This window comes from Nitrospirota bacterium, assembly GCA_016178585.1.
GTDB lineage: Bacteria > Nitrospirota > Nitrospiria > JACQBW01 > JACQBW01 > JACOTA01.
In genome coordinates this window covers 23,000-34,345 of record JACOTA010000070.1, presented here as the reverse complement: position 1 = coordinate 34,345, position 11,346 = coordinate 23,000, and the positions used below count along the sequence as shown (strand labels likewise).

At 46.4% G+C, this 11,346-nt stretch carries 12 protein-coding genes; 6 read left to right on the top strand and 6 right to left on the bottom strand.

Annotated elements, in window-relative coordinates:
- Nucleotides 1–9: 9 nt before the first annotated feature.
- On the top strand, nucleotides 10–1,914 hold the full coding sequence (locus HYR79_11090) for an ABC-F family ATP-binding cassette domain-containing protein (protein MBI1822243.1): 1,905 nt from the start codon (nucleotides 10–12) through the stop codon (nucleotides 1,912–1,914).
- A 27-nt stretch (nucleotides 1,915–1,941) separates the two neighbouring features.
- On the opposite strand, the gene HYR79_11085 is transcribed toward HYR79_11090, so the two are convergent.
- Both HYR79_11085 and HYR79_11080 read right to left on the bottom strand, forming a co-directional pair.
- On the bottom strand, nucleotides 1,942–2,514 hold the full coding sequence (locus HYR79_11085; GenBank protein ID MBI1822242.1) for a hypothetical protein: 573 nt from the start codon (nucleotides 2,512–2,514) through the stop codon (nucleotides 1,942–1,944).
- 46 nt (nucleotides 2,515–2,560) lie between these two features.
- Nucleotides 2,561–3,703, bottom strand: a complete 1,143-nt coding sequence (locus HYR79_11080; GenBank protein ID MBI1822241.1) for a hypothetical protein — start codon at nucleotides 3,701–3,703, stop codon at nucleotides 2,561–2,563.
- Between the two features lie 425 nt (nucleotides 3,704–4,128).
- Between HYR79_11080 and HYR79_11075 the strand changes: the two genes are divergently transcribed.
- The gene (locus HYR79_11075) at nucleotides 4,129–6,210 is read left to right on the top strand and encodes a HAMP domain-containing protein (GenBank protein ID MBI1822240.1); all 2,082 of its coding nucleotides are present in this window, start codon (nucleotides 4,129–4,131) and stop codon (nucleotides 6,208–6,210) included.
- Nucleotides 6,211–6,330: 120 nt separating this feature from the next.
- The gene (gene gltX / locus HYR79_11070; protein MBI1822239.1) at nucleotides 6,331–7,734 is read left to right on the top strand and encodes a glutamate--tRNA ligase; all 1,404 of its coding nucleotides are present in this window, start codon (nucleotides 6,331–6,333) and stop codon (nucleotides 7,732–7,734) included.
- 11 nt (nucleotides 7,735–7,745) lie between these two features.
- Here the strand turns inward: gltX and HYR79_11065 are convergent, their stop codons facing one another.
- Entirely contained in the window at nucleotides 7,746–8,975 is a 1,230-nt protein-coding gene (locus tag HYR79_11065; protein MBI1822238.1) for a cysteine desulfurase, read from the bottom strand.
- A gap of 17 nt (nucleotides 8,976–8,992) precedes the next feature.
- On the opposite strand from HYR79_11065, the gene HYR79_11060 reads away from it, so the two are divergent.
- The 3 genes from HYR79_11060 to HYR79_11050 are packed head-to-tail and all read left to right on the top strand — an operon-like array spanning nucleotide 8,993 to nucleotide 9,942.
- Complete coding sequence (locus HYR79_11060; GenBank protein MBI1822237.1) at nucleotides 8,993–9,304, top strand: DsrE family protein; 312 nt, start codon at nucleotides 8,993–8,995, stop codon at nucleotides 9,302–9,304.
- Between the two features lie 4 nt (nucleotides 9,305–9,308).
- Nucleotides 9,309–9,674, top strand: coding sequence for a DsrE family protein (locus tag HYR79_11055; GenBank protein ID MBI1822236.1), 366 nt, complete (start codon nucleotides 9,309–9,311; stop codon nucleotides 9,672–9,674).
- Between the two features lie 55 nt (nucleotides 9,675–9,729).
- Entirely contained in the window at nucleotides 9,730–9,942 is a 213-nt protein-coding gene (locus HYR79_11050; GenBank protein ID MBI1822235.1) for a hypothetical protein, read from the top strand.
- Between the two features lie 63 nt (nucleotides 9,943–10,005).
- Here HYR79_11050 and iscX read toward each other — a convergent pair whose 3' ends face one another.
- From iscX to hscB, 3 genes are all read right to left on the bottom strand, one after another.
- On the bottom strand, nucleotides 10,006–10,212 hold the full coding sequence (gene iscX / locus HYR79_11045; protein MBI1822234.1) for a Fe-S cluster assembly protein IscX: 207 nt from the start codon (nucleotides 10,210–10,212) through the stop codon (nucleotides 10,006–10,008).
- A gap of 3 nt (nucleotides 10,213–10,215) precedes the next feature.
- On the bottom strand, nucleotides 10,216–10,494 hold the full coding sequence (locus HYR79_11040; GenBank protein ID MBI1822233.1) for a 2Fe-2S iron-sulfur cluster binding domain-containing protein: 279 nt from the start codon (nucleotides 10,492–10,494) through the stop codon (nucleotides 10,216–10,218).
- Nucleotides 10,495–10,609: 115 nt separating this feature from the next.
- The gene (gene hscB, locus HYR79_11035; GenBank protein ID MBI1822232.1) at nucleotides 10,610–11,341 is read right to left on the bottom strand and encodes a Fe-S protein assembly co-chaperone HscB; all 732 of its coding nucleotides are present in this window, start codon (nucleotides 11,339–11,341) and stop codon (nucleotides 10,610–10,612) included.
- Between the last annotated feature and the right edge of the window lie 5 nt (nucleotides 11,342–11,346).

Sequence of the window (11,346 nt, the reverse complement as noted above, 5' to 3'; positions counted from 1 at the left end):
GGTTCAATCATGAATATTTTAGACGTTCAAAATCTGGATAAGAAATTTGCCTTTAAGCAAGTGCTTGATCATGCCACTTTTACCATTGGAGAGCAGGAAAAAGTCGGCTTTATCGGCCTGAACGGAAGCGGAAAATCAACTCTTTTTCGAATCATTGCAGGTCAGGAAACCAAAGATGACGGCATCATCTCAACAAAAAGAGGGGCCACGCTCGGCTATTTGTCCCAGGACCCGATCCTCGATTTAAAACTGACGATCCGGGAAGAGCTGGCATCCGCGCTTCATGCCATTCAAAACGCCCTCCGCCGGTTTGAAGAAATTAATCACGCGCTCCAATCCCCTCGTTTCCCTTCTGAATCTGATAAATTGCTTGCGGAACAGGAACGGCTTTCGCATTGGATTTCACAACACCAGGGGTGGACCATCAACCATCGGGTCGAAGAAATCCTGCTCCATCTCGAAATTCCCGATCAGAATCAAATCATCGGGAACCTGTCGGGAGGATTAAAAAAAAGGGTGGCCATCGCAAAATTGATTCTGGAAGCCCCCGCGCTTCTTCTTTTAGACGAACCGACCAACCATCTCGACGCCGACACCACTCAATGGCTTGAAAACTACCTTATCGACTATCCCGGCGCCGTGATGTTGATTACCCACGACCGTTATTTTCTGGACCGCGTGGTCAACAGGATTATTGAAGTTGAAAACGGGGCGCTCACCCCCTATCCCGGAAGTTATAGCCGTTATGTTGAACAAAAAGCAGAGCGGCTCGTTCACGAAAACAGGGCCCAAAGCCGGCTGTTCACACTTCTTCGAACCGAAACCGCTTGGATCATGCGAGGCGCCCGCGCGCGGACCACCAAATCGAAATCGAGAATTGAACGATATGAGACCCTTCAGAACCAGGTCAAAGGCCCCCCGAAAGCGGGGTTACAACTTGATTTCAAATCCGACGCAAGACTGGGAGACATTATTCTCGAGCTTCAATACCTGACCAAGTCGTTTGGGAACAAAACCCTTTTTAAAAACCTTCTCCTGTCGTTGAAAAAAGGAGACCGTATCGGAGTTATTGGCCCAAACGGCTGTGGAAAATCAACCTTGCTCAAACTGATTTTAAAAGAGGAACTTCCAACCCAGGGGGGTATCATTCTGGGGAAAAATACGAAAATTTCTTATTTTGACCAGCATCGGGAGTCTTTAGACCCCGAACAAAGGGTTGAAGAGGCGCTCGGAGAGAACGCCTGGATCAAAGTGGGAGATGAAACCAAAACCAAAACCTCTTACCTTGAATCGTTTCTATTTTCATATGCCGATCAACGGAAAATTATCCGGACCCTCTCCGGCGGCGAAAAGGCGCGCCTGATCCTCGCCAGGCTCATGCTTGAAAACAGCAATTTTCTTTTGCTGGATGAACCGACCAACGATCTCGATATTCCCACTCTCCAGCTTTTGGACGAAGCCCTCACCTTCTTTAAAGGATGCGTGATCATGGTCACCCATGACCGATATTTTCTGGATAAAGTGGCCACCGGAATTTTAAGTTTCGAGCCCGGAGGAGAAGTTCATTATATTGAAGGAAATTACGAAATTTACCGGGAGTGGAAGGCCAGAAAAGAAGAACAAGGAAAACAAACTCAAAAAAAAGATCTTGTGAGTCATTCCCCGTCACCTTCAAGAAAAGAAAAAAAAAGATTAACTTTTAAAGAATTGAAAGAGGTGGAACGCCTTGAAAAAGAAATTGAGGCTCTGGAGGCCCGAAAGAATGAAATCAACCGGTTGATGGCCAACCCAGCCCAGATTGACCGGGAAGAGATGAAAAAAATCGGAATCGAGTTTCAGGAATTTGAATCCTTGCTGGCTGAAAAAATCGAACGATGGGAAATTCTTGAAACCAGAAAAGAAACAACCGGCTGAGCGGGGTCATCAGACCGGTTCAGTCTTTTAAGGTTTAAGCTCGGGGCAAGCATTAAATAATTCTTTTTGAATAACCTCTGCCATCTCTTTAAGCTCGTCCTCTTTTGCCGATGTGGTTACCGTTTTTCTGAAGGTATTTTTGATTTTTTGATCAGCCGAAAAACTTTTTACCTGAACATAGGGACTGATCAACAGATAATCAAGGTAAGCCGCTTTGAATTTCGTCGTCGCTTTTTCCGACGATTCCCGAACGCTCCCCACGGCTATCGACAAAAGATCCTGCAAATCGAGGGCCACCAGACGTTGGACTGACAAAACGGCCTTTTCTCTGTCCTTTTTGTCGATAGCCGTCCGAATGGCCTCATCCGGAGTTTTAGAGTATTTGTTTCCCAATGTTTGTGTAATCGGTTTGATGATCTGAAGGGTCTTGCGAAGCTTTTCAAAATCTTTTTCCTGAGCGTAACCGATCATTTTTTCAAAAATTTCGGACGGCGGCAGGCCTATTTCCCGATAGGTCTGTGCCACGGATGAGCCGCTTAACGGAAATAAAAGCACCCAAATCCATATCATTACGGTAAAAATCAATCTGATAAGGTTCATATCTCAGCCCCCTTATTTTTGAACTCAATAAAATTTCACGTATTGATTAAAAGTCGGTCACCACGGATAATAGCACCCCATCATTATGGAGATCGGTCCCATCATTTTTCACGAACTCATACTCTCCTTTTAGGAGAAAATGCGCATAGGGAGCGTAATTGATCCCTACCGTTACCCGGCGTCTGGCCGTGTCAGGGTCCGGAGGGGCAAAGTGATCGGCCAAATCGCTTTTGTCTATCCGGACAACCGGTTCCAGTAAATAGACAGAGGGGATATTTTTCAACAGAGCATATGAAATTTGAAGATAATATCCACTTGCGTCTGCCCGGGCGATGGTGCAATTTCCAGGGCCAGCGATGTTCGTTCCGTCGCAGGAGACGGCCGCTGTTGAGTCATTCCCCTGCCGGATCATATATTCTCCCCGGATCTCAAGACCGCTCCACAGCAGTTTTCCATCCGCGCCAATCATTTTGATCGTATTCTGGCTGGCGTCATCATATTTACCATAGGCCGCTGAAGCGCCCGCCTCAAACCTGCCTTCACCGGTCAATGGACTCCTGATAACGCCGCGCGCGGTCAGAAATTTATTCCGGTTGTTTTCCTTATTCCTGATGTCGGTCTCTGTAAAACCGGAAGGACCTTTCAACACCGCCAGGTGGTATCCCAGCTTAACCGGTTTCATCCCATACTCTCCGTACATCTGAACCCCGACGTCAGCCCAATCTTCATAACCCAATTCCACCAGGGGCAAAGGGATACTGCTTAGCTTATTCAACGGAGCCTGGGTGGACTCAACCTTATCAATCCCAAAAGGGGTAAAGAACTTTCCAAATTGAAAATTGACCAGCGGATGAAGCTGTAAATCAATCAGGGCCCTGTCTAATTTGAAAACGCCCTGTTCAGCGTCAATTTCACCAAATACCGTGACATTTTGACGGATCTTGCTTCTCGCAGATAAATAAAAATCTCTTAAATCAAACCCCGAAGGGACGCCCGCCGGTAATTGATTATCAAAATCATAATATTGGAGATTGACAAAACCATGAAATTCAGCAAACGATTCGGGAGAGCCATATTGAGCCCCTTTTATCTCACCAGATTGTCCCCACGCAAGAGGGCTCAGGATCTCAAAAATAAAACAAAAAAAGATAGATAAGAATAAAAAATCAAACATTTTGTTTCTAATCATTAGGAACCTCCTTTTTATTGGGTTAAATAATCTTCTTTATTAAACCTATTATTAAGGAATTAATTACATGAATAACATCTCTTACACAACGTAAGATAGTCAGAATTTACGTTTTTGTCAAATTAATTTAAACCCTCTGAGTAATCGTTCAGTCAATGGTTCTCAAGCGCCTGGAACGCCATTCCTTCCGACGCCGATGAATTTATCCTCATCTCTAGATGATTGCATTAAGGTTGGATAAGCAAAATTCATCGAAGTCTCCATCCATGGCATACCAGGCACTTTCGTCAATGCCCACCCTTCACTGAAGGGTTACCCCTCTGAGAATACAGAATTTATTAAATATGCTAGAATTAATTAAGTGATGTTTTAGTTTTTAATGATCTTATCGATAGAATTCAAATATTGTTTTTAGAAAGGAACTTATGGATCATAAAATGAGATACAGCCTCAGGATGAAATTTGTCGCGGTTTTTTGTTCCTTTTTTTTCCTTCAAGGGATACTGCAGAGCTGGTTTTTTATCGTCCGAGAAAAGTCTTCGTTAAAAGAAGACCTCCAACAGCGCGGAATGGCTCTTTCAAAAAATCTGGCTTATAACAGTTCTTACGGCGTGGTGGTCGGAGACAGCGACACGTTAATGGGATTTTTACCGGGACTGATCAAAGAGCCCGATGTGTCCAATATTATTATTATGGGTATGGATGGAAAAGTGTTGGCTCATTCTCAAAAAGATCAAATCGGCAAAACACTTTCGGATGTGCCAGCGACAAAAGCTCTCTCCGCGTTGACAGCCACAGCCTATGAATACCGTTCTGACCAGGGAGAAAACTATTACGATATTATTTCACCTGTCTACACAAAAAACTCAGAAAATAAAATCGGCGTCGTGCGGGTCGAATTGTCGCTAAAATCCCTTGAACAAAAACTTCGAATAAACCTCTTGTTGAGTTTGGGACTTACGGCTTCTATTCTTCTCATCGGGAGTTGTCTCGCTTTTTTATTTATCAGAAAGGTGATCAGGCCCATTGAACACATGGCTCTGCTCGCGACAAAAATTGCTGACGGAGATTTCACGCAAACGATAAACGTCAATTCTCAGGATGAAATTGGCGTGCTTGGCGGGGCCTTTGCTAAAATGTCAGGCAGTTTAAATTCAATGGTTAAAAATATTCGCGAGGTAACCTTTAACCTCGCGGCCGCCTCCGAACAGATAAAAAATAATTCTCTAACCATAATGGAAGGCGCTAAAAATCAATCGGAAAAGACCGAAACCTCCACCACCTCCGTCATCGAAATGGACTCCACAATCAAGGAAATTTCAGCCAATGTTGAAGGATTATCCCTTTCAGCCGAGACGACTTCTTCCTCCATCCTGGAACTATCGGCCTCTTTCGAAGAGGTCGCCAAAACAACCGCGAATATGGTCGGTTCCGTGGACGAAACCGCCGCTTCAATCATTGAAATGAACAGCGCGATTAAAGAGGTCGTCCAAAACATCGAGAGTCTTTCCGGTTCAGCGGCGCAAACCATGTCGTCGGTTCAGGAAATTAATGCCTCCGTCAAAGAGGTTGAAAATCACGCGAAAGATGCTGCCAGCCTCTCGGAAAAGGTCACCGCTGACGCGGAACAACTCGGGATGACGGCCATTGAAAAGACCATTAATGGAATGGATAAGATCAAAGAAAGCGTCCAGACCTCGGTGCAGGTCATTAATAAACTCGGACAAAGGTCAACCCAGATTGGCAAAATCCTCACCGTCATCGACCAGGTCACCAAACAAACAAACCTCCTGGCCCTCAATGCGGCAATTCTCGCCGCTCAGGCGGGGGAACAGGGAAAAGGTTTTGCCGTTGTCGCCAACGAAATAAAGAATCTGGCGGATCAGACCTCGGGATCGACCCATGAGATTTCGCAACTGATCAGTGATGTTCAAAAAGAGGTTCAGGAAGCCATTCAAGCCGTTCAATCAGGGGTTGGCAATGTTGAGACCGGCATTCAACTCTCATTAAACGCCCGGGAAGCGTTAAAAAGCATCTTAAAGAGTTCAAACCTCTCCAGTACCATGGCAAACGAAATTGAGAAAGCCACCGGTGAACAGTCCCGGCAAATCAAACAAATCACCCAGGCAATCGAACAGATCAACGGGATGATCTTGCAGATTTCAACCGCTACCATGCAGCAAAAAAAAGGGAGCGATAGAATTCTGCAAAATGCCGAAAAAATGCGGGATTCGACCCGGGGCGTTCAAAAATCGACTCAGGAGCAATCGAAAGGAAGCCGGCAGATCACAGACGCAATGGGAGAGGTCACTGAACGGGTTAGACACATTTCAAATGCGATAAAAGAACAAAAAAAAGGGACCGAGGTCTTTATGGGAACGATGGAAGGGATTAGAAAGGTTTCCAAGACCAGCCTTCAGCTTTCTGAAGAGATGAGTAAAACCGTGGAAGTCCTTACCTCGCAAACCACTATCCTGAAAAACGAAGTCGACCGTTTTAAAGTGTAGTTTTTTTTCTCCACCACCCTCCCCGGAATGAATAACTAATTTTTAATTTCATCTCTTTGCTATCCTCCATATTTTGTTATATGATAATCCTCTGGTTTTAATCAATTTAAGGGAAGATAGATGTCTGACGTAAGAGTAAGGTTTGCCCCCAGCCCCACCGGCTATTTGCATATCGGCGGTGTCAGGACCGCCCTGTTTAACTGGCTTTTTGCCCGCCACCATAAAGGGAAATTGATCTTACGGATTGAAGATACCGACCAGAGCCGGTCGACCGACGAGTCGATTCGGGCGATAATCGACGGAATGAAATGGCTGGGTCTCGATTGGGACGAAGGCCCTTTTCGTCAAACCGAACGGATGGCCCTTTATCATCAACATGCCGACCGGCTGTTAGCCGAAGGGAAGGCCTACCGTTGTTATTGCCTCCCCGAAGAACTCGAAGAGCGGAGAAAAGCGGCATTGGCCGCGGGTAAAACGCCGAAGTACGACGGCCGGTGCCGGGAATTGACAAAACCAATCGAAGGCCGCCCTGCCGCTCTCCGGTTCAAGGCGCCTCATGAGGGTGAAACGGTTATTGAAGACCTGGTTAAAGGGAAAGTGACCTTTGACAGACAACAGCTGGACGACCTGATTATTATCCGATCAGATGGCTGGCCCACCTATAATTTTTGCGTGGTGGTTGACGACGCCTTGATGAACATCACTCATGTCATCCGGGGAGACGATCATTTAAACAACACACCCCGGCAGATTCCGATGTTTGAAGCTTTTAACTATCCGGTTCCAAAATTCGCCCATCTCTCCATGATTTTGGGACCGGACAAAGCCAGGCTTTCGAAACGGCATGGCGCGACTTCGATTATGGAATATAAAAAGATGGGGTTTCTCCCCGAGGCAATGATGAACTACCTTGTCCGGCTCGGATGGTCCTATAAAGACCAGGAGGTTTTCAGTTTAAATGAATTGATTGGGCTTTTTTCGTTTGAATCGGTCGGCTCATCCGCCGCGGTGTTTAACCCGGAAAAACTCCTCTGGTTAAATGCCCATTATCTTAAAACCGGCGATCCCGACAGATTTGCTCATTTGATGCACAGTCAAATGCATGACCTGGGCTTAATCGACGGGGTAAAAATAGAAGAAACGAAACTTAAGGAGATTTATAACAGTCTAAGAGAACGCTCGCGGGATTTAAACGAATTGGTTTATTCGGCCATTGGTTATTTCGTCGACGAAATTCAAATCGAATCCGAGGCAAGAAAGAAACTGGGGCCGGAAGCGATGGGACTGCTAAAAGAAATTAGAGAAAAACTCGCTCCGCTCCCTATGGAACATGAACCTCTGGAAAAGATGTTTAAGGAGGTTATGGCGAAAACCGGAAAAAAGATGGGTGAAGTGGCCCAGCCGTTGCGGATTGCTTTGACCGGTAAAACCGTCAGCCCGGGAATTTATGATGTCCTTCGCCTGCTGGGGAAAGAAAGGGCCCTCCTTCGCATTGACCGGGCCGTTCAACTCCTCTCCCCCTGACGCGAGCAGTTTTAGGGGTTAAGTCTTCTTAACTTTTCAACAGATTTCGCAATGATAGGAACGGCTTCTTTGATCTCTTCATCGGTCGTCTTCCATCCCAGCGTTAAAACGAGCGACCCTCTCGCCTGAACCGGCGGTATTCCCAACGCCGTTAACACGGAAGGGGGCTTGACCGCTCCGGAAACGCAGCTGGAACCGGTGGCCGCGGCAACGCCTTCCCTGGCCAGTAAAAGAACGAGCGCTTCCCCTTCGATCCCTTCGAAATAAAAACTGGCGTGGTGAGGCAGGCGGTGAACCGGGTCTCCCGTCAGGTGACATCCCGCAACAGCGCTCAAAATCCCCTGGATCAGGCGATCTCTCCTGGCGCACAGGGAGGCCCGGCGTTCGGCCAGATGTTCTCTGGCATGACGCGCGGCGATCCCGAATCCCACAATCCCGGGAACATTTTCCAAACCTGCGCGCCGTCCCTCTTCCTGGTTTCCCCCTTCGATTAACCGGTCCAGCCGTCTCCCCTTTTTGATATAAAGCGCGGCAATCCCTTTTGGACCATAAACCGATTGAGCGGAGAGGGTGTAAAAATCAACCCCGAGGGTTTTGACATCCACCGGGATCAAGCCCGCCGCGGCCACGCCGTCCAGATGAAACAAAAGATTGGATTTTCGCGCGATTTCACCGAGGTCTTTGACCGGCTGAATCGTTCCGATTTCACTTTGCGCATGATGAAAGGTCAATAAAAGGCTTCGCTCGGTGATATTTCTTTCAATGTCGTCCGGGTTCATCCGGCCTGAGGCATCGACCGGGAGAAAGGTCACCGCGAATCCCTGTGTCATCAAAGTCCTGAGAGGATTGGTCAGCGATACATGCTCAACAGCACTGGTCATGATGTGATTCCCCTTTTTTCTAAAAAAGGAAGAGACCCCTTTAACGACCCAATTGTTCGATTCGGATCCGGAGGAGGTAAAGTAAATTTCGCCGGAATCTGCCCCGATTAAAAGGGCCACTTCCCTCCGCGCGGCTTCAACCGCCTCACGGGCCTCTTTTCCCCATGCATGGAGGCTCTGAGGGTTTCCGTGCGACTCCGATAAATAGGGAAGCATCCCTTCATAAGCTTCAGGAAGTATGGAAGCCGCACTGAGATAATCCAGATAGATACTTTTAATGGTAATTCTCCTTTTAGTTTTATTGGTCTGCGCGACGATAGAGGATTGACAATCCTCAAAACTGAATGTTACTCTAAAAATCGAACCGGAAACAAGCTATGCAGAAAAAGATGGCCATCGTTCTGACAACCAAACCCGAAGATCCCGGTACAAAAACCACGCTTGAAGTGGCCAGAACCGCTCTCGATAAAAAGATCGATGTCTATTTATATGTCACGGATGACGGGGTTTATAATTTAAAAAATGACTCCCTCTTTGATCTGAAAAAACAGGGGGCAAAACTGTTTGTCTGCGCTTACGGCTGTCAAAACCGGAACATCCCGATCGACGACCCCCGGGCGACTTACTGCGGTTTGGTGATTTTGTCGACTTTGATGGAGGGGACGGACAGATTCTTCTCCCTCAATTAACCTTATGAATCACTCTGAAAAAAAGCCGCTCCATATCATTGTTCTCGTCAAAGAGGACCCCTTTCAATCGCCAAGAGCTGTAGAAGCCATTCGTATGGCACTGGGCCTGGGGAGCGGAATAAACCGCGTCGACATTATTTTAATGGGACAGGCCCCTTATCTTTTAACAGAAGAAAGGGATAAAATCGCCGATTTTGACACGCTCGAAAAATACATTTCTAATTTCGAAGACGCTGAACAGCCGTTTTTTGTAGAAGAGACTTTTTTAAAAGAACACCCGGAATTTGATACGATTTATCCTTACGAACCGGTTTCCAGAGAAAAAATCGCCGAAAAAATGGCGCAAGGAGACCGGTTTTTAATATTTTGAAATGAAGAAATTCCTTCATATATTAAAAAACGCTTCTGATCATACAGCTTTGACTATGATTGAGGAGCTGTCCCGGTCTAATCCTGCCAATATGAGGGTCGTCCTTATTCAAGACGGCATCAAGGTCAAACCGAGATGGAAATCTAAAACCTATCTCTTGAAAGATGAGACCCCTCTCCCCGCTCCCCTTCCTCAGGGGGTTGAGGTGATTGGTTATGGTGAGTTCATTGATTTGATGTTTGAGGCCGATTCCGTGGTGGGCTGGTAACGGTTGAATTTTTACGGTACGGATGTTTTTCGTGGTCTTCGTGGGCGGGAAATGGAAAATCAGTTATTGATGCGCGTCCTGGTATTCTTCGTGCCAGGCCATCTGGATCGCTTCCAGAATTTTTTCGTTTGATTTCATCGGATCGCCCGTAAAACCGGGAAGGCTGACGATCGATTTGTGCATCTCCGTAAACCGGACGGTCAGCGGATCGGTATTCGGAAATTTTTCTGCCAACAAAATGGCAATATCTTCGATGTTACTCCATTCCATTAGTTACTCCTTCCGGGTGCATTCCGGCAATTCCACGACAATATCGCCATAAATTCTTGCCTGGCATCCTAACCGTGAGTCGAGCGTCAGATTTTCCGCCATATCAAGACGGTCTTCCTCTTCTTCGTGTTTCGGAGTCAGCTTTTCCATTCCCTCTTTGATGATCACATGGCAGGTTGAACAGGCACAGACCCCGCCGCAGTTATGGGGAAGGTCCACTCCGCAATTTTCCGCGGCGTCGAGAATGCTTTCTCCTTCATTAGCCATACTTTCCACATTCATGGGAAGAAACACAATCTTATATTTCTTTCCGGTTTTATTTTTCTGTTCCATCTCTTTTTGCGTCGTTGTTTCCATAAGTCATCTCGTTATTATTTTAATATTATAAAATATGCCTTCAGGATAGTTCCTTTTTAATATCTTCGGTAATATTCATAATATACGTCCGATGAGAAAGAATATTTCTAAATTCCGAAAGTATTTCCCCCTTCCGACGCCGCGTTTCCGCGTCTTCTCCCCCCCCCCTGATTTCCTGGTCTTGCGGCCCGCCTTCAACAAAACCGCCGCGGGACGTCCCCGGAAGGGGCAAGTCGTCCCATTGACCGGACAATTGAATCATCCGGCCTTCAAGTTTTAATAATCTGTTTTCAAGACTTTTGAGCTCTGTTCTAAGCTCGCCTCTTGCATTTTCAAGTAAATAAAGATTTCCTTCTTGCTTCAAACCACGGATCTCTCCAAGCTTTTCCTGTAATTCCAGAACCTCTTCAAGCAAATCGGGGGGAGCTTTGGCGCGAATCCCTCCGGTATCCCCTTTTTCAAGCTGTATCAGGTATTCAAGTCTTGATATAGGATCCCTTAATGTCCGGTAGGCTTTATTTAAAACTGAAGAATTTTCCAGACTAACCTCCTGTTCCTCGGGAGATTTTCTTTGAAAAAAATCGGGATGAAACAGACGGCTTAGCGTATGGAATCGCCTTTCAAGCTTTGGAGCGTTTAAATTGAGCTTTCGCTCCAGACCCAGATAGGAAAAAAAATCGTCACAGGCGGGAATAGGCTGAATGCGTCCGCATTTAACGCAAAAATAATCCTTTACCCCGGATTGACAATACCAACAAATCTGATCATTCATTCCGC

Bases quoted from the DNA above. Each gene is read 5' to 3' on its own strand.
- HYR79_11090 (MBI1822243.1), top strand. From the start codon at position 10: ATGAATATTTTAGACGTTCAAAATCTGGATAAGAAATTTGCCTTTAAG.
- HYR79_11085 (MBI1822242.1), bottom strand. From the start codon at position 2,514: ATGAACCTTATCAGATTGATTTTTACCGTAATGATATGGATTTGGGTG.
- HYR79_11080 (MBI1822241.1), bottom strand. From the start codon at position 3,703: ATGATTAGAAACAAAATGTTTGATTTTTTATTCTTATCTATCTTTTTT.
- HYR79_11075 (MBI1822240.1), top strand. From the start codon at position 4,129: ATGGATCATAAAATGAGATACAGCCTCAGGATGAAATTTGTCGCGGTT.
- gltX (MBI1822239.1), top strand. From the start codon at position 6,331: ATGTCTGACGTAAGAGTAAGGTTTGCCCCCAGCCCCACCGGCTATTTG.
- HYR79_11060 (MBI1822237.1), top strand. From the start codon at position 8,993: ATGCAGAAAAAGATGGCCATCGTTCTGACAACCAAACCCGAAGATCCC.
- HYR79_11055 (MBI1822236.1), top strand. From the start codon at position 9,309: ATGAATCACTCTGAAAAAAAGCCGCTCCATATCATTGTTCTCGTCAAA.
- HYR79_11050 (MBI1822235.1), top strand. From the start codon at position 9,730: ATGATTGAGGAGCTGTCCCGGTCTAATCCTGCCAATATGAGGGTCGTC.
- iscX (MBI1822234.1), bottom strand. From the start codon at position 10,212: ATGGAATGGAGTAACATCGAAGATATTGCCATTTTGTTGGCAGAAAAA.
- HYR79_11040 (MBI1822233.1), bottom strand. From the start codon at position 10,494: ATGAATGTGGAAAGTATGGCTAATGAAGGAGAAAGCATTCTCGACGCC.
- hscB (MBI1822232.1), bottom strand. From the start codon at position 11,341: ATGAATGATCAGATTTGTTGGTATTGTCAATCCGGGGTAAAGGATTAT.